Raw genomic sequence first — 23,858 nt, 5'->3', positions numbered from 1 at the left:
TAGGCAGCAACATGAAAACAGAAGCGCGGACCGGGTCATGCATGGCATCCCGCGTCCCGCCAGTCGAACCAGCACAGCGACGACATCCTGAGAGCAATCCTCAACCCCCTTATCGAGAATCAATCATGGCGTTTTCCAAGATCGTCCCCGCTCTCGCCCTCGCGCTGGCCGCAGCCCAAGGCATGGCCCAGGACTTGCCACCGGGCCCGATGCGGATGTTGGTCGGCTTCGCGCCCGGCGGTGGCAACGATGTCATCGCCCGCACGGTCGCCACGCAGTTTCAGCTGAACACCAAGGTCACCATCGTGGTGGAGAACAAGCCGGGCGGCGGCAGCACCATCGCCACCGCCGAGATGGCGCGTGCCAAGCCGGATGGCTCGGTGCTGCTGCTGGGCTCCGTCGGCGGCCAGGCCATCGCACCGTCCATCTACAGCAAGCTGCCGTACGATCCCATCAAGGGCGTGCAGCCGGTGTCGCTGGTGGCCAAGTCCGCCAACGCGCTGGTCGTGAACAATGACCTGCCGGTCAAGAACGTGCAGGAGCTGCTCGCCTACGCCAAGGCCAATCCGGGCAAGCTCAATGTGACGTCGCCGGGCAATGGCACGATTTCGCACCTGTCGGCCGAACTGTTCAAGAGCATGGCTGGCGTCTCCATCACGCACATTCCGTATCGCGGCGATGCGCCGGCGATGCAGGACGTGATGGCGGGCCAGGCCCAGATGACGTTTGCGAGCCTGCCGTCGGCCAAGGCCGGCGCCGATTCCGGCAAGGTCCGCATCCTCGCCGTGACGAGCACCAAGCGCGTGGAAACCATGCCGAACGTGCCGACCATCGCCGAGTCCGGCGTACCCGGGTACGAAGTCGTGTCGTGGTACGGCGTTTTCACGACGGGCGGCACGCCGATGCCGACGGTGAACCGCCTCGCGCAGGAGATTGCCGCCGTGGTGGCRCAGCCGTCGATCCGCGATTCGATCGCCAAACAGGGCATGGAGCCGAGCGCGCTGGGCCCAGTCGAGTTCACGCAACTGGTGAACCGCGACGCCCAGAAGTGGGACAAGGTCGTGAAGACCGTCGGCATCAAGCTGGACTGACCCCACGCGATACTTCAAGCAGGGCGAGCGTCGCGTCAGCGCTAGTTCGCCCTTACCGCAGGCGGCGGCGTCCACTTGCCGTTCAGCGCAACCGCTTCGGGCCAATAGGCGCGCACGTACAGCGAGAAGTCCTCGTCCTTCGGCGCAGGCAGCCAGTTGCTCTCCTTGTCAGCGCCGGGCGAGTCGGCCTGGATGTAGAGCGTGAGCGATCCGTCGGCACCGTACTTGAGGGCCTTGTTCTTCGTGCCGATGGAATAGCGCTTGAGCTTGTTCTCGGCAAAGAAGTGGTGCTGGTTGTAGAGCGTCAGCGACCAGAATCCCTGCACCGGGGGCTGCGCCCCCTTGGCAAAGGTCACCGTGTACTCGCCTCGGCCGTTCAGGCGGGCGCCGCTCGCATCCAGATCCTGATAGAAGTACTTGGTCTCTTTCTGCCGATTGACGAAGATGTTGGATTTCGCCGCCGCCGTGCGGGCAAAGTAATCCGTGCCAAAAGCTGCGCCGTTGCTGATGGTGCTCCAGTGGTCGGGCAGTTGCAGGCCGTAGTTGCGGAACTGGAAGAGCGGATCGACGATCTCGCTGTCTGCCTGCGCGGCGGCCTTGACCAGCATGTCCTTGACGCGCGGATCCTTTGCCGCAGCGTCTGCCAGCATCAGCGCCTGGGCGTACTTCGTCTCCTCGCCCGGCAGCGGCCTGGCGTCTTTGAGCACCAGCGGCAGCGTCGCCCAGAATGTCTCCGGCACCACCCATTTGGTCTCGGCGTCCCCCGCATTCTGATTGGGGAAATGCGGCAGCTTGGCCCAGTCCCGCGTCTGCATCTTGCCCGTGTATTCGGCCAACGGGTACAGGTTCACGCCTGCCAGCGATGCCTGCACGGCCTGCTTGTCAGCGGCGGTGTCATCCTGGAACACGCGCGGGATCACCACGCCGGTGTTGCTCCTGGCGCGAAACACCTTGGTGATGCCCTTCGGCACGCTGCCCTTCCAGTCGGGCCCCACCAGCAGGTAGAAGCCCGGTTTGGTGCCGTACATCTTGCCAAGCTCGGCAAAGCTGTCGGTACCCAGATCCACCACCTGATAAACCCAGAAGCGCTTGCCGAAGTCGGGCACCTGCACCACCACCGGGCTCTGGTCCAGCGCCAGCACGCTGAAGCCATAGACCACATCCTGGTTGGGGCACGCCACCATGCGCTCGTCCGGCGCGATGTAGTCGGTCAGCATCGACAGCCGGTTGGACGGTGCGATCGGCACCGTCCCGCCCATCAGCCCGGGTTGAGGCAGGTCCTTGAACGCCAGCCGGCGGTTGTAGACATTGGTCATCGGCCACGCCCAGAAGTAGATGTCGCGCGCCGCCATCTGCAGGTAGGCATCGGTCATCTTCATCCCCGCCACGGGCCCGGCCACCGCTCCGGGCACGTCTTGCGCGGCAAGGGCCATGGTGGGCGTCGCAGCGGCAGACGCCAGCGCCACGGCAACGAGCAAGGGGGACAGCGCAGCGGATGGCATGCGGATCATCGATGGGTTACTCATGTCGGTGAAAGGTCGTGCGTTGTGCCACCACGGTGGGCGGCTGCGCCGTCTACCTCAGCTTTTCCAGGTCGCCCGGTCGCCAGGTCTTGTCAAAGAATGGCTGGGTAGGGCCGTAGAGACGCAGGATCACGAAGTAGCCCTGCTTCGGCAGGGTCTTCAGCCAGTTCTTTCCTGTGCCTGGCGACGTCGGGCCGAAGTAGATATCGGTGGATCCGTCCGCATTTCGTACCGGCTGGTCCATGGTGTTGATCGACGGRAACGGTTGGCCGTTGTCCACGCCCGACGCGGTGATCGAGTCATAGATGGTYGCGGACCAGAACAGCGCCGCCGGCACGTCCTTGGGCAGCGTGAGCTTGTAGCGGTTGCTGCCGGATAGGAAGTTGCCCTTCGCATCGACAAAGGTGGCCGGATATTTCGCACCCACGTTGACCATGTTCACAGCCATGCCCGGACTGGCGGAATACGCATTGGTGAAGAAACCCGTGCGCGGATCGATGTAGTTGAAGGTCTCGGCGGTAAAGGTGGCGTTGCCGGGAAACACGTTCAGCCAGCGGCGGTCTTCGTACCAGACGCCGTTGGGCACGCCACGCTGCGGCGCGTACGAGATCGAGTGCCCCATCTTGGCGGCAGTGCGGGCTGCCTTGTCCAGCAGGTCGCGCGTGTGCGTGTCCGGTGCGAACGGCTTGCCCTTGATGATCCCGAGCGCTGCCAGCATCCCGCGCATCTCCATGTCGGCCGGATCGACATACTCGTTGTCGATAAAGCGCGACAGCATGTTGAATGCCTTGTCATCCGTTGGATACAGCATGTTGACCGGCACGCCCGACGCATTGGGGAACTGCATGGGCCGGGCGGAAGCCTCCTTGCCCAGCGGATAGATCCGGGTCTGCTCCATCACCTTTACCGGCGCATCCAGCTGGCGAGGATCCTTGAAAAATCCGCGCCAGAACACGAACACCCCATACGTGCGCGACCGCATCACGATATAGCCAGCCGGAATCTCGCCGCGATAGTCAGGCGGGAGCACAAGGTATTTGCCACCCCTGCCCTTGTCCGGGCCGGGCAGCCCCACATCGCCGCACCACTGACGGCCGTCGATTTCCCCCTCGGTGCAGATCGGGCGCTGGAAGAAGTCGTCGAGGATGCCTTGCAGTCCGGGCGGCACGTCGATCACCATCGGGCCGTCTTCCTTCAGGTCGAGGTAGCCCATGGCGTAGATCACATCCGAATTCGGCGTGGTGACCAGCGTCTTGGCATTCAGGCGGTCCTTCCAGATCGGCAGGACGTTATATCCCTTGCCGAAGGTCTTCTCGGAGCCTTCCTTCATGCCGAGCATATTGAGGGCAGGCAGCGCCCAGATATACGACTGCACGGCGCGCTGGAACGTCAATTCGTCCTGGAGCGTGGCAACGCCCTGCGGCGTCGGATAACCGTTGTGGAATGGCAGGTTCGCCAGGGCATCGTAGCGCGTTGCCTGCGCTATGGCGTGTCCGGCAACGAAGGCCGTCAAGGCGACTGCAACCCCGATAACTTGCCGCATCGCTTCTCCTAGGATCTGTGGGCGATTGACTACCGCAAGATCCTATCGGCCATCGGCGTGCCGCGTACTGCATGTTTTCGTTCGCTGATGTGAATCTTTTCGCCTGAAACGGCCACTTGACAGCCGTCCGCTGATCTACAACAGACGCTCCGCCTCTTCCAGCAGCGTCATGCGGGACAACATCGTGGCGCGCGCAAAGCGCACGAGCAGAAAGGTTCTCACCAGGCGGGGGTCGCCTGGAATGCTTGCGGTCAGGAATTCCAGGTCGTCGCCGGGCGCGGTGCTGTCATCGGGTTGAAGCACATTCATCCGGCTCAGCCGCATGCGCCGGCGCTCGATGAGGAGATAGGCGCCGGCGTTGGTGAGCGCTGCCTGCAGCCCTTCCATCTGGCGCTCCAGCGCATCGACTTGTCCCGCCGGCAGGGCRGTGTCGCCGTTGGCCGCATCGATCTGTGCGATCTGCGCGCGCAGGCGCTCCCGTTCCTCGGGGTCCGGCGAGACATCGCCGCCAAGCATCGAACGCATGCCCACCCCCTGGCGTTCCAGCAGCCGCAAGCGCTCGCTGAGCAACGCCATCTCCTGCAGGCGCTCATCTCGCCCAATGCCCCCCGCCGCCGCACTGGCAAGGCCCTGCAGCGCAAGCTGGTCCAGCATGCGCGCCTCGATCTCCCTGTACAGCCCGGCGTGGCTGTCACCGCATATCCGAATCTGATGATCGTTGAAGCTGACCGTGGTTTGCAGCACGTCCGAGCGCATGACGTCGCCCTCCAGGGCCACGCCCAAGGTGCGCCGCTCGACCATTTCCATGCCAAGCACCGCAAACGCCTCGTCTGTGCCAGGTGACGCATCGAAATAGTCGCGCAGATCGGCGGCGCGGCTGAAAGCCAGTGCGACGTCCTGACCAGTGCCAAAACACGCGTGGATGTACGGGTCCGTCCCCCACGTCTCCGGACTCGCTTCCCGTGGTGCGGGAATGCCGGCCACGACCGCGCGTACGTGGTCGAGCGCGATGCGGATCGAGGGGGCCAGCCGCCGGGCATAGCGGGGCAATAGCCGTAGGCGGGGACTTAGCCGGGTAATGCGCTCGGCCAGTTCCGCCACCTCCCGCCGGTTGTCCGCCTGCCCATCGGGGCCGCGGCGGCGGCGCCAGTTCAGAATGCCCATCACCATGCTCCGTTCAGGCGCGCAATATGACCTTCAGCCGCTACCCGTTGCGAGTCCGACACCGTCATGCAATCAGAAGCGCCTCGTATTCCGCCCGAAACTGTTGCAGCGAGCTTTCCACCACCGTCACGGCGCCATCGATCAGACCGCAACGGCCGCTGCCGGGCAGGATGCGACACAGGTTCTCCAGCGCTTCCAGATCGGCACGTACGCCATGGCCCGTGTCGATCCGGCCGAGCAATCGCATCATCTGGAAGGTGCCACCCTTGCAGGGCGGACACTGTCCGCATGAGCCCTGGGCGAAGAAGCTCACGTACTCGGAGACCTTGCGGACGATGCTCGTGCCTTCGGACACGACGATCATGGCACCGGTGCCCAGACGCGAACGCCGTTGACGCACGGAGTCAAAATCGAGTGCCACATCGAGATCACGCTTCGTCAGCAAGGTATTGGACGGGCCGCCGGTAAAGACCGCCTTGAACTCCTTGCCCTGGAGCATGCCACCGCCATGCTCGAACACCAGGGCCTCCAGGCGCGTGCCCATCGGCAATTCATACAAGCCAGGACGCAGGACGTCGCCCGAAAGCGAATAGAGCTTGGTTCCGGCAGCATTCCCGATGCCAAGACCGCGATACCACTGCGCACCGTTGCGCAGAATGCCCGGTACGTGCGCCAGGGTCTCGGTGTTGTTCAMGATSGTCGGTGAGCCATGCACACCGTGCTCGGCAGGATAGGGCGGCTTGCGTCTGGGGAACGGGAATCCGCCCTCGACACTCGCGATCACCGCCGTCTCCTCCCCGCCGATRTACAAGCCAGAGCTGGGGATCACGTCAAGCGACAGCGGGCCGCCAATCAGACGAACGAGTTCCGCAAACAGGGCGTGCCCCCGCCACTGCTCCACCGCCTGMCGCACCATATTGAGGGCYAACGGTTGATGCGGATTAACGTACAGCACGACATGATTGGCATGGGTCGCCGCTGCGGCGATGAGCGCCCCCTCGATGACCTGGTGCGGCGTGTGCTCCAGCAGATAGCGGTCCTTGAACGTACCGGGCTCGTCTTCGTTGCCGTTGCAGATGATGWATTTGTCGCCTGCAGCGGYGGCAGCRACCGGTGCCCATTTGCGATGCGTCGCGAATCCGGCACCGCCCATCCCACGCAGGTCCGCTTGTTCGATTTCGGCGAGGATGGCGAGCGGATCGCGCAGGGCCTTGGCCAGCCCCTCTCCGCCGCCGCATGCRAGCCAGGCGTCCAGGTCTGCGCCGACCCGGATATCGTCCCTCAGGAGAACCTGATTCAGCTTGTGCATCGCGCGCTCCGTGGGTCGCTCATCGGACGCCGCCGCCCGCGCCGCCCCACTTGCCCCGGCGCAACGCTGCATCGACCCGCAAGTCGAAATGGGCATAGCCGGGGAAGAGTTGCGGTGCCTTGACATGCAAGGGTAGCCCCGCCAGCGTCAATTGCCGCTGCCAGGCGTGCACATGGCCGATGCCTGCGCGGCCGGCCATGGCACCCGCGCCAGACTCCGCTGCCTTGGCGCCGGCACGCCGCCCCATGCTCAGGATGTCGAGCAGCGCGTTTCCCATCAGGCGGTTACGCCCGTGAATGCCCCCCGTGACCTCGCCGACGCAAAACAGGCCGGGCACGCTCGTGGCACCGTCCTTGTCGATCGCCACGCCTCCGTTCTGGTAGTGGAGGGTCGGATAAACGAGGAAGGGCTCCACTGCCGCATCGTGACCGCACTTCCGCGCGAGATGGCGCAGCGTCACGAGGCGCTTGGCCAGAATGCCGGGGTTCTCCATTTCCAGCGTCGGCGTGTCGAGGAAGACGCCGGTCTGGCCGTCCCGGTCAATGCCACGCCCCTGCGCGCATTCGCGCAGAATCGCCGAGGCCACGACGTCCCGAGGCTTGAGTTCGTCCACGAAGCGCTCGCCCTCGCCATTGATCAGCTTGGCACCGGCCGAACGCGCCGCTTCCGAAATGAGTCCACCTGCCAGGTGCGCCGGATAGGCGATGCCGGTGGGGTGATACTGGAACGAGTCGAGTTCGCGCAGGTGTGCCCCGATCCGATAGGCCAGCACCAGGCCGTCCGCGGTGGCGCCGTAGTGATTGGATGTCGGAAAAGCATTCAGGTGCAGCCGCCCCGCCCCTCCGGTGGCGAGAATCACGGCACGCGCGCGCACCAGCACATAGGTACGCGACTCCAGGTTATAGATCACGGCCCCGGCGCAGCGGCCCCGCTCGTCGGACAGCAGTTCGACCGCCGGGCAGCGGTTCCACACCTCGACTGCGGGATCGAGGTCCACCGCCTCGCGCAGCACGCGCATCATCTCCAGGCCGGTGTAGTCCCGATAGGACAGGATGCGCGCCGCCGAAGCGCCACCGGGCTTCTTGCGCAGAAGGTTGCCGCCCATGGGCCGGCCTTCCTCCAGGTCGAACATCACGCCAAGCTGGATCAGCCAGCGAATGACGTCGGGGCCATCCATCACCATCTGCGCCACGAGTTCTGGCTCGCCGCAGAAGTGTCCGGCGCGCAGGGTGTCCTCGAAGTGCAACTGGGGACTGTCGTCCTCGCCGACGGCCGCCTGAATCCCGCCTTCGGCCATGACGGTGTTGCTGTCACCCAGGCGCAGCTTGGTGGCGAGGATCACCTGCGCGCCTTGCTTTGCTGCAATGAGCGCCGCCGCGCAGCCGCCACCGCCGCCGCCGATGATCAGGACGTCGGTGCTGATCACTTGCGCGCCGGCGATGTCGATATCGTCGATCAGCGCATTGGCCTGGAGATAGCGTGCGAGATCCGGCTGACAGGGGTCCCCCTGGTTCACGCCGATGCTCAGCGCCACACGCGCATTGAGCCCATGGTCGGGGTGATAGCCCTTGAGAAGCTCGTCGACAGAAGTGTCGTCGCTGCGGACCGTYGGTACCGCACCGGGCCGGTAGCGCTTGCGCGCGTCTTCGAAGGGAATGCCAGCGGGCATCGTTGTKGTTCCGATCAGCGTGGCGGCTGCGCGCCAGGCGCGTCGAAATCGATCTTCATTTCGCCGCGCTCGATCTGCTGCAGCCGGCGCATCAGGTTCGCCGGACGCAGCGACTGTGACGCGATCATCCGCCGCACGAACAGGCCGAGATGGTTGGGCCGGATATGCTCGGGGCAGGCCAGGGTGCAGAGGTTGCACATGACACACTCGTCGAAGACATCGCTCGACTCAGCCAGTTCGCCCGCCACGGCGAGATTGACGCCGCGCTGGACGTCGAGACCCTTCGGGCAGGCGCGATCGCAGCCGCTGCAGTGACGACAATGGGAGGCTTCCGGGAATATTTCAGAGAGGGTGCGCAGCGCCTGCCAGCTGTCGCCGATTTCGTCCAGGCGATACCTGTGGCGAGACGAGACGGTGAAGTAATCCAGGAAGGCCACCTGCATGCCCGCTTCGACCAGCGTCTCGCATCCGAGGGCCGTCTTCACCTCCTGCTYGCCGCTGTGCCGCACCATGACGCGGCACGAACCGCAGACCCCCTGCCCCATGCAGCCAACGCCCTCGACCAGCGTCTCGCCTGCGTAGAGGAAGGCCTGCAGGATGGAGCAGTTGGCCGGCGCCTGGACCTGATGGCCTTCGATGCTCAAGCGTACCAGTCCCATCGGGTTGCACTCCGTCGTTCGCGGCGCCAACGCCACACTGGCGCTTCTATCGAAAAGGTCATATAAACCATAGCATATGAAAGGCTCACGAACTGCCACGCGGCCTTCACTTCACTTTCCGCTGATGTAGCGCGAAACCGGCCCAGGTTCAGGCTCGATTCTCCAGGCACGACGGAGGTACGCCATGCGGCAACCCAAGATCGTCATCGTCGGAGCAGGACTGGTTGGCGGATCGGCGGCCCTGTTTGCGTCGGGGGCCATCCCGAGCGCGGAAATCGTCATCATCGATGTCGCACGCGTCCGGGCCGAAGGGCAGGCGATGGACCTCGCCCACGCTGCGGCATTCTGGGGACACAACCGCTTCTATGCCGGCGACTACGAGAACGCGCGCGACGCGGACCTCGTCGTGATCACCGCCGGCGTCGGCGTGAAGCCAGGGCAAACTCGCCTGGACCTGGCCAAAACCAATGCAGGCATCGCGACGGAGATCGTCGATCGCATCGCCCCGCTGGCCCCGGATGCGATCTACCTCATCGCGAGCAATCCCTGCGATGTGTTGGCCGCCGTCGTGTTTGACCGCCTCCGCTGCGCGCCGGAGCGCGTCATCAGCACGGGCACCTCGCTCGACACCGGCCGGTTGCGGTCGCTGCTCTCCGAGCGACTGGGCATCGTGGCGCCTGCGATTCACGCCCACGTTCTCGGCGAACACGGGGAATCCGCGCTGATCGGCTGGTCCGGCGCAACGGTCTCCGGCATGCCCCTGGAAACGTTCCTGGCGAAGAGCGGCAAGGAGCTTGGGCCTGCCAGCCGRGATCTGATCCTGCGCTCCGTGCACGAGGCTGCCAAGCTCATCAAGGAAGGCAAGGGCGCCACGCATTACGGCATCGCCAGTGCGATCGGGCGAATTTGCCAGGCCATCGTCCACGACACGGACCTCATTCTCACGGTCGGCATTGTGCATGCGGAAGTCGAAGGCGTACCGGAGGTATGTCTGTCGCTGCCGATGGTGGTCAATGGCAGTGGCGCGCAGTTACTGGCTTATCCGGAACTGGACCCCACCGAGCGCGAAGCCCTGCAGCGCAGTGCGCGCATCGTCAAGGAGGCCACCGACAGCGTGCGCCACCGGTAGGGGCATTGCACGCTTCGGACAAATCCGTTCGATGTCAGATCCTGACGGCTTCCACTCAGCTTGGCGGCGTCGGCGTCACGCTGGCACTTCTGCCGAAAAAGTCATATAAACCATAAGCAAAGACGACTGGGAAGGATCGCACCATGCTTGCAAAACTGAAAGCGGCGTTCCAATACTTCAACAGCGTAGTCCCCTTTAGACTCGGCCCCGCCCTGATCACGACGGTGGTGCTGGTCACCCTGCTGCTGTGGCCTGTGCCAGAGGGGCTCACGCCCAAGGCCTGGGGTCTGGTTGCCATCTTCCTGACAACCATCGTGGCGATCATCCTGAAGGTCATGCCGATCGGCGTGATGGCGATGATGGCCATCGTGGTCCTCTCGCTGTCGCAGGTGACCTCGACCTCGTCCAAGGGGGCCATCGCCGATGCGCTGACCGCCTTCGACAGTCCGCTGATCTGGTTGATCGTGGTCGCCATCCTGATCTCCCGCGGCGTGAAGAAGACGGGCCTGGGCACCCGTATCGGCCTGATGTTCATCGCCCTGATGGGGAAACGCACGATCGGCATCGGCTATGGGCTGGCCACCTGCGAACTGGTGCTGGCGCCGTTCACGCCAAGCAATACGGCGCGCGGTGGCGGCATCGTGCATCCGATCATGAAGTCGATCGCCACGGCATTCGACTCGGACCCGGCCAAGGGCACCGAGGGCAAGGTCGGCACCTACCTGGCGTTGGTCAACTATCACGCCAACCCGATCTCCTCGGCCATGTTCGTGACCGCCACCGCACCGAACCCGCTAGTGGTGGACTACATCGCCAAGGCAACCAATCAGGCACTGCATCTGAGCTGGATGAGCTGGGCGCTCTGCATGCTGCTGCCCGGCCTGCTATGCATGCTGGTGATGCCGATGGTGATCTATGTCTTGTCGCCGCCGCAGCTCAAGGCCACACCCAATGCGGTGGAGTATGCGCACGCCGAAATGGCGAAGATGGGCCCGGTGTCGCCGAAGGAACGGGTCATGATCTTCACCTTCGCGCTCCTGCTGCTGTTGTGGGCCAACATTCCGGCGATGGTGTTCGGCCCGGCGCTCACGCTGGACCCCACGGTGGTCGCCTTCGTCGGCCTGTTCGTGCTGATCATTACGGGCACCATCGACTGGGACGATGTACTGTCCGAAAAGAGCGCCTGGGACACGCTGATATGGTTCGGCGCGCTGATCATGCTGGCCGAGCAACTGAACAAGCAGGGTGTGATCGGCTGGTTCTCAACCGGCATGAGCAACGCGATCGTGGCCAGCGGCATCGGTTGGGGCGGCACGGCCGCGATCCTGGTAGCGGTCTTCGTGTTCTCGCACTACCTGTTCGCCAGCACGACGGCACACATCAGYGCGATGATGCTCGCCTTCCTGACGGTCGGCGTGAATCTGATACCGCCCGCGTATGTGGTGCCGTTCATGCTGCTGATGGCGGCCGGCTCGGCGATCATGATGACGCTGACCCACTATGCGACGGGCACCTCGCCAATCATCTTCGGCAGTGGCTACGTCACGATGGGGAACTGGTGGCGCGTTGGCTTTGTGATGTGCGTGGTCGAACTGCTGATCTTCGCGGTGGTCGGCACCGTCTGGTGGAAGGTGCTTGGCTACTGGTGAAACCGCAGCGATTCACCCAAAGACAATCGCCATCGATCTTGCYGTCTTGACAGCGTCAGTGTGGACAAAGGCGCAACGTCGATTTGCCAGTAGGYCCTCACCGGCGCCTCCAATGCATGGAGGACGATGGCCTTGATGACGCTSGCATGCGTGACGACCAGCGTGTGCGAGGCGGGGCTGGCATAGGGCCCCATCCACCGCCGCACACGTTCGCAAAACGCGGACAGGGATTCCCCGCCGTGCGCGACCATGTCCGGATCGGACAACCAGGCWGACAGTGCGGCAGGTTCCGCAATGCCGATTTCCTTGAGCGAGCGCCCCAACCATCTGCCGTAGTCGACCTCCCCCAGCGCGGGTTCGATGATCGGCGAATGGCCCAGCGCCATGGCGGCCTCCCGTGCGCAGCGTGCCGGGCTGCWGAGCACCTGGTCTGGCGCCCCGAGCGCGGTGGCGAGCCGGGCCACGTCGTCGGCCTGTCCGGGATCCAGGGATTCGTCGGCCGGAAACCGCCCGGCGCGCAGGGCTGCCGTGGCCGGTACGCAGAGCAATGTCAGGCGGGTTGTCACGTGTCAGGTCGTCCAGTCGATTAGAATGCACGCATATGCGCTGGGGAGAAGCCGGTTGGAATCCGGCACGGTCGCGCCACTGTATCGCAATCTGAAGCGTCGTTTCGACGAAGCAGGCTGCCAAGTCAGACCTCCYCAACGCCTCATCCATCCGTTACGGGACGCGTCATCCTCAAGGAGATCTGYCATGCACGCAAGCGCCACCCTTTCGCCGGCCATCGAGCCGGTATCCATCCCGGTTYCCGARCTGCTGCCCTGGGCCATCTTTGGCAGCATGCTCCTGCTGCTGGCGATCTACTTCGTCGGCGTGGAGGAAGGTGCCGCCGCCATCTTCAATACGATGTATGTGCATGAGTTTGTGCACGACGGACGTCACCTGCTCGGCTTTCCCTGTCACTGAGGACGCGCCGCCATGGTGAGAAGTCTTCTGGTCCGCGGCATGATCGCGGGGTTCCTGGCGAGCCTGCTGGCATTCGGTGTTGCCAAGGTCGTTGGAGAACCGGAGGTGGAGGGCGCCATCGCGTACGAAGCGCGGATGGAGCAGGCAATGGGCGGTAGCCACCAGCATGAGATGCCCGAACTGGTCAGCCGTGACGTACAGGCCGGGCTCGGGCTGTTTGTCGGGCTGGCGGTRTTCGGCAGCGCGGTAGGTGGCCTGTTTGCGCTGACGTTCGCCTTTGTCTACGGCCGGATTGGCAAGCTGGGCGCGCGCCCGACGTCCGTGCTGATGGCGCTGCTTGGCTACATCGCGACCGTGCTGGTGCCGTTTATCAAATACCCACCGAATCCGCCGGCCATCGGCGATCCTTCGACGATCGGCCTTCGCACCGCCTTGTTCTTCACCATGATCGCCCTGTCGTTGGCGGCGATGGTGATTGCGGTCATCGTTGCCCGCAAGCTTGCGGCGAGCCACGGCACCTGGCACGCCACGCTGGGCGCGGCGGCCATCTATGTGGTCATCGCGCTGCTGGCGCAAGGGTTGCTGCCGGAAGTCAACGAGATCCCCGACGAATTCTCAGCCGTCCTGCTGTGGCGCTTCAGGATGGCCGCCTTCGGTATCCAGGCCACGCTCTGGGCAGGTCTTGGTCTGCTGTTTGCCACGCTGGCACAGCGGCGGCTGGAGGAGCGACGCGGCGTCAGGCATGCCTGACGTCTGATAGCCGAGCCCAAAACAAACATCCCCGCCGTGGCGGGGATGTTTGTTTTGGGCCGCGACAGCCTTGCCGACTATTGCGCGCGCAGCGTCTTCGCAGCCCGATCTCGTTCGGATACTTGAAGTCGTCGAACGCGTCGAGCAACTCATCGTCGATCTGGATCACGGAGGAGATCGTCGATGTCCGATTGTAGGAAGGCCAATCAATGAAGTAAAATGATCGTTATTCAAAAATACATGAATMTCAATCATGCTTGAACGCATTCACCTGGCAATCATCCGGGAAGTGGACCGTGAGGGCTCCCTGACAGCGGCCGCTTCGGTGCTGTGCCTGACGCAGTCGGCACTGAGCCATGCAATGAAAAAGCTCGAGTTGCAGTTGGGTACCGACATCTGGCTGCGGGAAGGCCGCAGTCTGCGGCTGACCCAGGCGGGCTCCTACCTGCTGGCGGTGGCCAACCGCGTGCTGCCCCAGCTCGATCTGGCCGAAGAACGGGTCCACCAGTTTGCGCAGGGCGAGCGCGGCACGCTGCGGATAGGCATGGAGTGCCATCCCTGCTATCAGTGGCTGCTCAAGATCGTCTCGCCCTACCTATCGACATGGCCGGACGTGGATGTCGACGTCAAGCAGAAGTTCCAGTTCGGCGGTATCGGCGCGCTGTACGGGTATGAGATCGACATGCTGGTAACGCCGGATCCACTCTACAAGCCCGGCCTGCATTTCGAGCCGGTGTTCGACTACGAGCAGGTGCTGGTCGTCAATCGCGGCCACCGGCTCGCCGGCTTGCCCCACGTAGACGCCGACGCGCTGACGAACGAAGTGCTGATCACCTATCCCGTGGCCACCGAYCGCCTGGACATCTACAACCTGTTCCTGCAGCCGGCGGGCGTCACGCCCAAGCGCCACAAGACCATCGAGACCACGGACATCATGATGCAGATGGTGGCCAGCGGGCGTGGCATCGCGGCCCTSCCGCGCTGGCTGGTGGCCGAATATGCGGAAAAGATGGATGTCACGGCGGTACGGCTGGGCCCGCATGGCGTCGCCAAGCAGATCTTCCTTGGCGCGCGGGAAAGCGACATCGAGATCGATTACGTACAAGCCTTCATCGAACTGGCCCGCCGTTCAGCGGAGCTCGCCCCCAACTGAACGACGTAACGCCATCAGGCGCGCGTATCGCAGCGCGTCACCGACCCGGCACGCGTGAAAGCACCCAACTTCCGCCCACATCGGAATACAGCGTTTTCTGGTTCAGCCGGCCAGCGCCTGATCCAGCGCGGCTTGCAACGCGGCGCCATCCAGTTCCTGGCCGATCAGCACCACGCGCGTGCCCCGCGCTTCGTCAGCACGCCAGGCACGGTCGAAGTAGCTGTCGAATCGTTGYCCCACGCCGTGCAGCACCAGTCGCATTGCCTTGCCCGGGAGTTCGGCGAAACCCTTGACGCGATAGATCGTGTGGTCGGCCACCAGCTTCTGGAGCGCGCCAACCAATGCCTCGCGGTCAACGGTGCCAGCCTCCACCACCACCGAATCGAATTCATCGTGATGATGATCGGCGTGGTCGGCGTCGTCCGCGCTGCCATGATGATCMACGCGCWGGTGGATCGTCTCTTCCGACGCGCGGTTCAGTCCCAGCAGGCTGTTCACATCGAGCGACCCCGCCTGCGCCGGCACGATCTTCACTTCGGCCGGAATCTCGGGCCGTACCAGCGCCTCCACTGCGGCAAYCTGGGCGGCATCCATCAGGTCGGTCTTGTTCAGGATGACCAGATCCGCGCTGGCGAGCTGGTCTTCGAACAGCTCGTGCAGCGGCGACTCGTGATCGAGGTTCGGATCGGCGCGGCGCTGCGCGTCTACCGCCACCGGATTCGCGGCGAACTGGCCGGCGGCGGCGGCGGGGCCATCCACCACCGTGACCACCGAATCCACCGTGAACGCGTTGCGGATGCTCGGCCAGTGGAATGCCTGCACCAGCGGCTTCGGCAGCGCCAGACCCGAAGTCTCGATCAGCACGTGATCGATCTGGTCGCGGCGCTCGAGCAGTTGTTCCATGACCGGGAAGAACTCTTCCTGCACGGTGCAGCACAGGCAGCCGTTGGCCAGTTCATAGAGTTGGCCGGTGGGCTCGCCCTGCTCGTCGCAGCCAATGCCGCAGCCCTTCAGGATTTCCCCGTCGATGCCCAGCTCGCCAAATTCGTTGACGATGACAGCGATACGGCGCCCGTTGGCATTCTCGAGGATATGGCGCAGCAAGGTGGTCTTGCCGCTGCCCAGGAAGCCCGTGACGATCGTGGCGGGAATTTTTGCGGTTTGCATGGAATCACCTGGTGCTTGAAAGTTGAAAATGGAAAGGGGTGGCGAGAGTCAGCGGCGCAACCGCCGCCAGCCCACGACCACCCCGCTGACGGACATCACCAGACCCACCAGCGACAGCACCCACACCACCACATCCCATGACGGGCGATGCTGCGTGAGCGAAACGAAGTCATAGCTGTGTACGGCGTTGAACAGCCAGCGATAGAGACGGCGGCTGTCGTCACTGCGGCCGATGACCTGACCCGTCGAGGGATCGACATAGGCCCAGGTGTTGTCGGCGTCGTCGAAGGTCACGCGCAACACGGGCAGCCTGCGCGCGTTGTGGTGACTGTACCAGTAGGTGTCGGCCTCGGCCTGCATGACGCTGGCCACGACTTTAGCGTCCGGCATCAGGGTGCCGGCGATACGCGAGAGCATGCCCGGGTCCCAGCGCACTGGCGCACCACTGCCCGGATCGAGCACCGTGACAACGCCCTTGCCGGCGGCCACCTGCAACATGGGCGTGCTGCCGACCCACACCATACGGACCTCGCGCGCACTGCGGTCTGCCAGCGTGGCACGCCAGTCCGGCGCGGGGAACGAGGCCCCGGCATGCCCCGCGTAGCGCTGCAGGGCCGCGCCGTCGAAGCTGCGCCCGTTGAACCACTGGTTAGGATTGACGGAGAGCCATCCCGAGATCAGCCAGAACAGCAGGAACAGCGCGCCGACGAGCCCGGCCATGTGATGCCAGGCCATCCAGCCGTGGTACGGCGAGACGCCCGCCATGCTGCCGTGCGCAAAGCGCCGCCGCACGCGTAGCCGCAGCCAGCCAATCCAGATTCCCGTGATGGCCACCACCACGCAGGGCCCGGACGTCCACAGCACCACCTGCCGCCACAGCGGCGGGTCCTTGCGGATCGGCGTGAAATACAGCCAGTGCGGCACCGAGCCGAGCCAGTTCCAGAACCGCTCCGCGCGATCGGTATCGCGCATGATCTCGCCGGTCTTCGCCGAGAYGTACAGCTCGGTGCCGTGTCCGTCATCGATGGCGATGCGATGCAGCGGACGCCACGCGTTGAGGCCATTCGGCACGGTCCACTGGTCTCGTTCGGCGGTCTCGATCCAGCGCGCAGGCTTGCCGGTGAACTGCTGGGCAGTGGCCTGCGCCGTGGCWGCATCGACGCGCTCGATGACGCGSCCATCGGTGGCCGCCACGGTATGGGGCTGACCCTTGCCATCAACCATGCGATAGACGGGCAGGCTGCCCGCCATCTCAAGCCGCAGGCTGCGTGGAAAGCTGGACAGCCCCGCCGCCGCCATCGCCGCATCGGGCGTCGTGGCCACGGCACGCACATCGAGCGGCGGCAGGCTGGCCAGCCGCTCGGCATCGGTCAGCGCGGGAAAGCCGACGTACATCATCACCAGCCCCGAGCCGAACCACATCGCGATCAACAGGCAGCCGGCGATGCCCATCCAGCGATGGATCAGGTACAGCCAGCGCCGGATCTTGCGCCACATCGCCCGGGCCTCAGAAGTAGAAGTTGGCCGACAACTCCGCCGAACGCGGACGCCCCAGCAGCCATTGCTGGCCCCCGTTCGAGACCGATTCGGCGTAGTCCTTGTTGAACAGGTTGTAGACGCGCAGCGTCAGCGCCGCCTGCTTCGAGACACGCCACGACAGCGCCGTATCCACCGTCGTATAGCTCGGCACGCGCACGCGGTTGGCCGTGTCCGCGTAACGTCCGCCGACATAGCGCAGGCCCGCGCCGAACGTCCATTGCGGGATGAAGTTCCACGTCAGCCACGCGTTGGCGGCCTGTTGCGGCACGCTCGTCGGCACGTTGCCGGCGCGGGAGACCAGCACCCCGCCGACCGACTCGTTGAAGTCGTCATAGCGCGCGCGCAGCACGGTGCCGTTGACGTCGAGGCGCAGACCGCGCAGCACTTCCACGCTCGCCGAGGCTTCCAGCCCGCGCGACGACTGCTCGCCCACCTGCTGGGTGATGGTCGGATTGACCGGATCGCGCGAAAGCAGGTCGTTCTTGCGGATCTCGTACGCCGCGAAGGTCCATTCGCCGCGATTGCCCCAGAACGCCTGCTTCATGCCCACTTCCACCTGCATGCCGGTGGCGAGGTTGAAGTTGCGCTGCGCGTCGGACGTGGTGATCAGCGCGCCGAGCGGATCGGTCGCGGTGGCGTACTGGGCGTAGACGGCCAGGCTCGGGGTGAACTGGTAGACGGTGCCCACGCGCCACGTGGTGTTGGCGAAGGTCTTGTCCCAGGCCGAGCCGGCCACGAGGTCGGTGCGCGTCAGGTCGGCATGGTCGAAGCGCACCCCGCCGATGACCGACCACTGCGGCGTGAGGGCGATACGGTGCTCACCGAACAGCGCGTACTGCGTGGTGTTGCTGCGGAAGCGCGGCGAGGTAACGACGCCCGGCGGGCTGAAGAACAGGCCCGGATCGAAATCACGCGCCGGTACGGTGGAGGTGCCGTCATAGGGCGAGTTGTTCGAGTGGGTGAAGTTGACCTTGTTGACGTCGAAGCCCACCGTCGTGGTGTTATCGAGCCCGAACAGCTTGCTGCGCACCGTCATGTCGGCGCGGTTGCCCACCTGCTCCTGGTCGTGCAGGATTTCCAGATAGTCCCCGCGGCGCACCTGCGAGGTGGCCGGCAGATAGGTAAAGGTCTCACTGTCGCGCCAGTGACGGTGGCTGGTCAGGTAGTAGAACTGGTTGCGCACGGTGACGCGGTCGTTCGGCGTCCATTCGGCGCTCAGGCGCGTCCAGCGGTCGCGATAGCTGATCTCGGCATCGCCAACGTTGTAGTTCTTCTTGCGCAGCGAGCGGTCCAGGCTGCCGTTGACCAGCGGCGTGCCGAGGTATTGCTGCGGATGCTGGGTGCCGTCGTCATAGGACAGCGTCAGGTTGAATTCCGGATTCACGTCCAGCCGCACGGACGCCGACACCATCAGGTTGTTGGCATCGCCCCGATCCACCCAGCCAGCCGTCCGGTTGTAGGCCGTGGMGAAACGGTACGACAGGTTGTCGTTGACCTTGCCACCACTGTCGAAGGCCACGCGCGCGGTCTTCTCGGTGCCGCCCGTGATCTGGAGTTCGTTCTCGATCGGGCCTCGGATCGGCTTCTTCTGCACCACATTGACCACGCCGCCGATCGCCCCTTCGCCATACATGACCGATGCGGGGCCGCGCAGGACCTCGATGCGGTCTACCGACCACGTATCGAACGGAAAGGTCACCGTACCGGAGGCCACGTACATGCGCGTGCCGTCCAGCAGCTGCATGACCGAGCCCTGCCCGGCGAAGCCGCGCGCGGTCAGCGAGGTGCCGCCGTTGCCCGGCGACGGATTGCCGGTGATGCCGGTTGCCCGGGTCACGGCCTCGCGCACGCTCTGGTCGCCCCGCGCGCGGATGGTCTCGCCGCTGATGACTTCGACGCTGGCCGGCGTCTCGAGCGGCGTCAGGCCCATGCGGCTGCCCGTGTATTCGGGTTTCGAGAGCGCCAGGCCGGGATAGACGGCCTCACTGACGACCACGGGCGGCAGTGACGTGTCCTTCTGTTCGGAGGTTTCCTGTGCGAAAGCACAGGGAAGATTAAGGCCGGCCACGGCACCAAGTGATGCGGCCAGCACGCGCGGTCGACGCCCACGCGCAGGGCGTGACGAAATCTGGGCCGAGCGCGGGCGGCCAGCGGAATGCGCGAACAAGTTGTATGTCATCGTGAAGCCGGACGACCCCGTCCGTGCGAAAGATTTCGATGATGACAACAGGCCGGTATCCGGGCTGACAGGCGGGGAGCGTGCGCTCCCGGGAATCCGTCGCCTTCCCACGCGATGACAACGATGACAATCGCGCAGTGGCCGCCGATCCGATGGATCGACATGACAGTTCCCGAACCTGCTTACCGTTGCGGGGGCAGCACAGGCTTGGTCGCGGCTCGGCGACGTACCTGTTTCCCGTTTAACCCACGMGCATCGCGGGCACCTGCAATCACGGGCGGCACAGGGGACGTGCCGCGGTGCGCATTCTACCCGTAACGGACGGTTACAAAGCGCACATGCTGATCTGGGGAGCACGRAGGCGTGAGAGCGGGATGACCCGGCGGGTGCGCCCGATAACTCACATGACTACTGCTCATGKATTGTTGAAATAAAGCCATTTTACTTCATCGATGCACATCCATACGATTGGCATGTCGCGTGAGCCTCGCAACAGATGAAAGCAAAAATGACACGTCCACTCCGTCTAGTAGCGGTTTCCGGCGGGCTACAACGCCCCTCCAAGTCTGCAGCCCTGGCAGAGCACCTGCTAGACCTGATCGCAGACGAACTTCCGTGCGAACAGCGCTTGGTTGAACTGGGTCAGCTCGCACCGCGGCTTGCCGGYGCGGTCTGGCGCACCCACTTGCCCGACACGGTGGAGCGGGAACTTGCGGCGGTTGAGCAAGCTGACGTCCTGGTGGTGGCAACACCGGTGTTCCGCGGCTCCTACACCGGACTGTTCAAGCACTTCTTCGACTTCATTCATCAGGACGCCTTGATCGACAAGCCTGTGTTGTTGGCTGCCACCGGTGGCAGCGAGCGCCATGCCCTGGTGATCGACCACCAGTTGCGGCCGCTGTTCAGCTTCTTCCAGGCGCGCACATTGCCGCTGGGTGTCTACGCGACCGACAAGGATTTCGTCGACTACCGCCTGCAGAACCAGGCCCTCATCGAGCGGGCCAGGCTGGCGATCCAACGGGCACTGCCGTTGGTCGAACTGACGCGCCACGCAAGGCCCGCTCTGGCCGAGGAAGTGGTTGTGGCCTGAAACAAGAATCGACTTCTCTCAAAAATTAGGTCACTGGATCGCAATGAACAAAGAACTTGCCTTTAGCCTCAAGAGCATTCTTTTCGATGAAAACTATCAGCCATCGGACAGTACGCGCGTAACCACCAATTTTGCCAACCTGGCCCGGGGAAAGAGTAGGCAACAGAATCTGCGCAACACGTTGAGGATGATTGACAATCGCTTCAATGACCTGGCGCATTGGGACAATCCGACCGGAGATCGCTACGCTGTCGAGCTCGAGATCATCTCCGTGGAGATGAGTGTCGACGCCAAGCGCGGCAACGATGCATTTCCGTTGATCGAGATACTGAAAACCTGCATTCTCGACAAGAAAACGCACAAACGCATCGACGGCATCGTGGGGAATAACTTCTCCTCCTACGTACGCGATTACGACTTCAGCGTCTTGCTTCCAAGGTACAACGTTGATCGAGCGGAATTCCGCACGCCAGACGATTTTGGTGACTTGCATGGAAAGCTGTTCAAGCAGTTTGTTGCCTCGCGCACTTACAAGGAGCGCTTCCACAAGCCGCCTGTCATCTCCATAAGCGCCTCGACCAGCAAGACCTATCAGCGGACCGGAAACCAGCACCCCGTACTTGGGGTCGAGTATCAACAGAATGAACTGTCCTCGACCGACCGATACTTCGCAAAGATGGGGATGCAGGTTCGTTTCTTCATGCCTCCGAATGGCGTTGCACCCTTGGCTTTCTACTTTTTCGGCGATCTTCTGGGCGACTACACAGATCTCGAGTTGATCGGCACCATCAGCACAATGGAAACCTTTCAGAAGATTTATCGCCCCGAGATTTACAACGCCAATTCTGCAGCAGGGAAACGCTATCAACCGAGCCTGAAGAACCAGGATTACTCGTTGACGCAGATTGTCTATGACCGGGAAGAACGCAGCCAGCTGGCTGTCCAGCAGGGGAAATTTGCGGAGGAGAACTTCATCAAGCCGTACAAGAACGTCCTTGATCAATGGTCTGCCAATTTCGCGCTCTGACCCCATAACACGCCGTCCCGTGGCTGATCGGGAAAAACGGTCCCGAAGTAYGCTTGCCACACCCATCGTTGCTTGAAAGGAATCCTCAGATGTTTGAAACCTCCATCGCCGGCAGCCTGCCGAAGCCAGGCTGGCTGGCTGAAACAAACAAACTCTGGCCTCAGTGGAAGGCTGAAGGCGACGCGCTTCGCCAGGCCAAGGCCGACGCGACGTTACTGTGGATCAAGGCCCAGGAAGACGCAGGCCTGGACATCGTGTGCGACGGCGAGCAATCGCGACAGCACTTCGTGCACGGATTTCTCGAGCAGGTCGAGGGCATCGACTTCGAGCACAAGGTGAAGATGGGCATCCGCGACAACCGCTACGACGCGATGGTGCCGCAGGTGGTTTCGGCCCTGCGCCTGAAGGGCCGCGTGCATGCCTTCGAAGCACAGCTGGCGCGCGCGCACACGAAGAAGAAGCTGAAGTTCACCCTGCCCGGCCCGATGACCATCGTCGACACCGTGGCGGACCGCTTCTACGGCGACAAGGTCAAGATGGCCTTCGCCTTCGCCGAGTTGCTCAACCAGGAGGCCCTGGCGCTTCAGGCCGACGGCGTAGACATCATCCAGTTCGACGAGCCCGCCTTCAATGTCTACATGAAGGATGCCGCCGACTGGGGCGTGCAGGCGCTCGAGCGCGCGGCGCAGGGCTTGACCTGTACGACGGCGGTGCATATCTGCTACGGCTACGGCATCAAGGCCAATACGGACTGGAAGAGCACCCTGGGCGACCAATGGCGCCAGTATGAGACGGTGTTCCCCGCGCTGGCCCGCAGCTGCATCGACCAGGTGAGCCTGGAATGCATCCACTCCCATGTGCCGCCCGACCTGATGGGGCTGCTGGCCGGTAAGGACGTGCTGGTCGGCGTGATCGATGTGGCCAGCGACGTGGTCGAGACACCCGAGGAAGTGGCTGACACCATCGGCCGGGCGCTGGAGTTCGTGCCGAAGGAGCGACTGTTCCCGTGCACGAATTGCGGCCTGGCGCCGATGGGTCGGGATGTGGCGTGGCGCAAGCTGGAGGCGCTGGCAGCAGGCACGAGGCTGGCAAAGGAGCGGCTCACCACGGCGTGACGCCCACATGGTCGTCCGCTCTTGGCCGCGGATTCTGTTGGGCTGACCAGGAGTGGAGCGACACAGGGCTTGCGTCGCCGGCGCGATTGCCTATATGATTCRTATATGTTTCATATATGGATGGCACTATGGGCATCGTGAACATCGATGGCGAGCTGCATGATCAGTTGCGCAAGGCAAGCGGCGTGTCATGTCGGTCTATCAACGCTCAGGCAGCGTTCTGGATGAAGATTGGCATGCTGTGCGAAATGAATCCCACGCAAAGCTTCAATGAGATCGTCACTCGCGAACTGCGGGCTGCGGGTGTTGTTGCGCAAAGCTTGAAGGTGGCTTCGTGACCAAGGAACCTGGGGAAATTGCCCTGATGGCCGAATCGGGCAGGCTATTGGCAGAGGTTTTTTCTCGCCTGGATCGCCTGAATCTGRTCGGCATGTCCACCATGCAGGTCAACGATCTGGTGGACCACTTCATTGTCGACGAACTCCACGCGCGCCCAGCCAGCAAAGGGCAGTACGGGTACGCCTACGCCCTCAATGCCTCCCGTAACCACGTCGTTTGCCACGGCGTTCCGTCCCCCGCGGAGGTCCTCCAGGACGGCGACATAGTGAATTTCGATATCACGCTGGAGAACAATGGCTACATTGCGGATTCCAGTAAGACGTATCTGGTCGGCGAAGTCTCTCCGCTTGCCAAACAACTCGTGCGCGTAACGTATGAAGCGATGTGGAAAGGAATCAAAGCCGTCCGCCCAGGCGCGAGACTAGGTGATGTGGGGTATGCCATTGAGCGACATGCTCGCCGCAATGGCTACTCAGTCGTGCGGGAATACTGCGGGCACGGCATCGGTCGAGAAATGCACGAGCCCCCAGAGGTCCTGCATTGGGGAAAGCCGAACACGGGTCTGGTGCTGCGAGAAGGCATGGTGTTCACCATCGAGCCGATGATCAATCAGGGGCGGCATGCGGTTCAYACGGAAGCCGACGGCTGGACTGTGGTGACGGGTGACGGAAAGCTGTCCGCACAGTTCGAGCACACAGTCGCCGTAACTCGACACGGCGTCYGGGTTCTGACGCTACGCGCGGATGAAAGAATGCCGAACTGACCCGTGTTGAGGCAGGGGTTACCACGCATCGTGT

General features: G+C 63.6%; 21 protein-coding genes and 1 riboswitch. Of the genes, 11 read left to right on the top strand and 10 right to left on the bottom strand.

The features are described from left to right. Positions 1-125: 125 nt before the first annotated feature. The gene (locus AB4Z27_RS11030) at positions 126-1,091 is read left to right on the top strand and encodes a Bug family tripartite tricarboxylate transporter substrate binding protein (RefSeq protein WP_441592623.1); all 966 of its coding nucleotides are present in this window, start codon (positions 126-128) and stop codon (positions 1,089-1,091) included. Positions 1,092-1,132: 41 nt separating this feature from the next. Here AB4Z27_RS11030 and AB4Z27_RS11025 read toward each other — a convergent pair whose 3' ends face one another. The 6 genes from AB4Z27_RS11025 to AB4Z27_RS11000 form a co-directional block, all read right to left on the bottom strand. Further along, positions 1,133-2,617 (bottom strand): DUF1254 domain-containing protein, encoded by a 1,485-nt coding sequence (locus AB4Z27_RS11025; protein WP_255370851.1) that lies wholly within the window; start codon positions 2,615-2,617, stop codon positions 1,133-1,135. A 49-nt stretch (positions 2,618-2,666) separates the two neighbouring features. Next, on the bottom strand, positions 2,667-4,157 hold the full coding sequence (locus tag AB4Z27_RS11020; protein ID WP_092295754.1) for a DUF1254 domain-containing protein: 1,491 nt from the start codon (positions 4,155-4,157) through the stop codon (positions 2,667-2,669). A gap of 135 nt (positions 4,158-4,292) precedes the next feature. After that, positions 4,293-5,321 (bottom strand): hypothetical protein, encoded by a 1,029-nt coding sequence (locus tag AB4Z27_RS11015; protein ID WP_092296221.1) that lies wholly within the window; start codon positions 5,319-5,321, stop codon positions 4,293-4,295. 64 nt (positions 5,322-5,385) lie between these two features. Further along, positions 5,386-6,630, bottom strand: a complete 1,245-nt coding sequence (locus AB4Z27_RS11010; RefSeq protein WP_441644466.1) for a complex I 51 kDa subunit family protein — start codon at positions 6,628-6,630, stop codon at positions 5,386-5,388. Between the two features lie 19 nt (positions 6,631-6,649). Then, positions 6,650-8,299: an FAD-binding protein gene (locus AB4Z27_RS11005; RefSeq protein ID WP_441644465.1), complete on the bottom strand. Its 1,650-nt coding sequence runs from the start codon at positions 8,297-8,299 to the stop codon at positions 6,650-6,652. 14 nt (positions 8,300-8,313) lie between these two features. Beyond that, positions 8,314-8,952, bottom strand: a complete 639-nt coding sequence (locus tag AB4Z27_RS11000; RefSeq protein WP_441644501.1) for a 4Fe-4S dicluster domain-containing protein — start codon at positions 8,950-8,952, stop codon at positions 8,314-8,316. Between the two features lie 190 nt (positions 8,953-9,142). On the opposite strand from AB4Z27_RS11000, the gene AB4Z27_RS10995 reads away from it, so the two are divergent. Further along, the gene (locus AB4Z27_RS10995) at positions 9,143-10,087 is read left to right on the top strand and encodes a lactate/malate family dehydrogenase (RefSeq protein ID WP_441592626.1); all 945 of its coding nucleotides are present in this window, start codon (positions 9,143-9,145) and stop codon (positions 10,085-10,087) included. 143 nt (positions 10,088-10,230) lie between these two features. Further along, positions 10,231-11,736 (top strand): DASS family sodium-coupled anion symporter, encoded by a 1,506-nt coding sequence (locus tag AB4Z27_RS10990; protein ID WP_441592627.1) that lies wholly within the window; start codon positions 10,231-10,233, stop codon positions 11,734-11,736. Here AB4Z27_RS10990 and AB4Z27_RS10985 read toward each other — a convergent pair. Further along, positions 11,727-12,302 carry a histidine phosphatase family protein gene (locus AB4Z27_RS10985; protein WP_441644464.1) on the bottom strand — a complete coding sequence of 192 codons (576 nt, stop codon included), beginning with the start codon at positions 12,300-12,302 and terminating at the stop codon, positions 11,727-11,729. The two genes, AB4Z27_RS10990 and AB4Z27_RS10985, sit on opposite strands and share 10 nt — an antisense overlap. A gap of 187 nt (positions 12,303-12,489) precedes the next feature. On the opposite strand from AB4Z27_RS10985, the gene AB4Z27_RS10980 reads away from it, so the two are divergent. From AB4Z27_RS10980 to AB4Z27_RS10970, 3 genes are all read left to right on the top strand, one after another. Continuing rightward, complete coding sequence (locus tag AB4Z27_RS10980) at positions 12,490-12,702, top strand: CbtB domain-containing protein (RefSeq protein ID WP_441644463.1); 213 nt, start codon at positions 12,490-12,492, stop codon at positions 12,700-12,702. A gap of 12 nt (positions 12,703-12,714) precedes the next feature. Beyond that, positions 12,715-13,452 carry a CbtA family protein gene (locus tag AB4Z27_RS10975; protein WP_441644462.1) on the top strand — a complete coding sequence of 246 codons (738 nt, stop codon included), beginning with the start codon at positions 12,715-12,717 and terminating at the stop codon, positions 13,450-13,452. Positions 13,453-13,705: 253 nt separating this feature from the next. Next, complete coding sequence (locus AB4Z27_RS10970; protein WP_092295775.1) at positions 13,706-14,605, top strand: LysR family transcriptional regulator; 900 nt, start codon at positions 13,706-13,708, stop codon at positions 14,603-14,605. A gap of 102 nt (positions 14,606-14,707) precedes the next feature. On the opposite strand, the gene cobW is transcribed toward AB4Z27_RS10970, so the two are convergent. From cobW to AB4Z27_RS10955, 3 genes are read right to left on the bottom strand one after another with little or no spacing between them, the layout of a single operon-like run. Next, complete coding sequence (gene cobW / locus AB4Z27_RS10965; protein WP_441644461.1) at positions 14,708-15,772, bottom strand: cobalamin biosynthesis protein CobW; 1,065 nt, start codon at positions 15,770-15,772, stop codon at positions 14,708-14,710. Between the two features lie 48 nt (positions 15,773-15,820). Next, on the bottom strand, positions 15,821-17,269 hold the full coding sequence (locus tag AB4Z27_RS10960) for a PepSY domain-containing protein (RefSeq protein WP_441644460.1): 1,449 nt from the start codon (positions 17,267-17,269) through the stop codon (positions 15,821-15,823). A 10-nt stretch (positions 17,270-17,279) separates the two neighbouring features. Then, positions 17,280-19,307 (bottom strand): TonB-dependent receptor, encoded by a 2,028-nt coding sequence (locus AB4Z27_RS10955; protein WP_441644459.1) that lies wholly within the window; start codon positions 19,305-19,307, stop codon positions 17,280-17,282. Positions 19,308-19,523: 216 nt separating this feature from the next. After that, positions 19,524-19,774, bottom strand: a riboswitch (cobalamin riboswitch). A 224-nt stretch (positions 19,775-19,998) separates the two neighbouring features. On the opposite strand from AB4Z27_RS10955, the gene msuE reads away from it, so the two are divergent. From msuE to map, 5 genes are all read left to right on the top strand, one after another. After that, complete coding sequence (gene msuE, locus AB4Z27_RS10950) at positions 19,999-20,580, top strand: FMN reductase (protein ID WP_441644458.1); 582 nt, start codon at positions 19,999-20,001, stop codon at positions 20,578-20,580. Positions 20,581-20,623: 43 nt separating this feature from the next. Then, on the top strand, positions 20,624-21,607 hold the full coding sequence (locus tag AB4Z27_RS10945) for a DUF1852 domain-containing protein (RefSeq protein WP_441592634.1): 984 nt from the start codon (positions 20,624-20,626) through the stop codon (positions 21,605-21,607). Positions 21,608-21,696: 89 nt separating this feature from the next. Continuing rightward, positions 21,697-22,722 carry a methionine synthase gene (locus AB4Z27_RS10940; RefSeq protein ID WP_092295793.1) on the top strand — a complete coding sequence of 342 codons (1,026 nt, stop codon included), beginning with the start codon at positions 21,697-21,699 and terminating at the stop codon, positions 22,720-22,722. A gap of 128 nt (positions 22,723-22,850) precedes the next feature. Next, positions 22,851-23,060 (top strand): ParD-like family protein, encoded by a 210-nt coding sequence (locus AB4Z27_RS10935; RefSeq protein ID WP_092295796.1) that lies wholly within the window; start codon positions 22,851-22,853, stop codon positions 23,058-23,060. Continuing rightward, positions 23,057-23,824, top strand: a complete 768-nt coding sequence (gene map, locus AB4Z27_RS10930; RefSeq protein WP_441644457.1) for a type I methionyl aminopeptidase — start codon at positions 23,057-23,059, stop codon at positions 23,822-23,824. The genes AB4Z27_RS10935 and map overlap by 4 nt, the downstream gene beginning before the upstream one ends. The last annotated feature ends 34 nt before the right edge of the window (positions 23,825-23,858 follow it).

Origin of the sequence: Cupriavidus sp. KB_39, assembly GCF_052114485.1 — a bacterium.
GTDB lineage: Bacteria > Pseudomonadota > Gammaproteobacteria > Burkholderiales > Burkholderiaceae > Cupriavidus.
The sequence above is the reverse complement of the archived record's forward strand: the minus strand, read 5'-3'. Positions and strand labels throughout refer to the sequence as shown.

Excerpts from the sequence above, each read along its gene's own strand:
- AB4Z27_RS10935 (WP_092295796.1), top strand. The coding sequence starts at position 22,851 with ATGGGCATCGTGAACATCGATGGCGAGCTGCATGATCAGTTGCGCAAG.
- AB4Z27_RS10940 (WP_092295793.1), top strand. The coding sequence starts at position 21,697 with ATGTTTGAAACCTCCATCGCCGGCAGCCTGCCGAAGCCAGGCTGGCTG.
- AB4Z27_RS11025 (WP_255370851.1), bottom strand. The coding sequence starts at position 2,617 with ATGAGTAACCCATCGATGATCCGCATGCCATCCGCTGCGCTGTCCCCC.
- AB4Z27_RS10945 (WP_441592634.1), top strand. The coding sequence starts at position 20,624 with ATGAACAAAGAACTTGCCTTTAGCCTCAAGAGCATTCTTTTCGATGAA.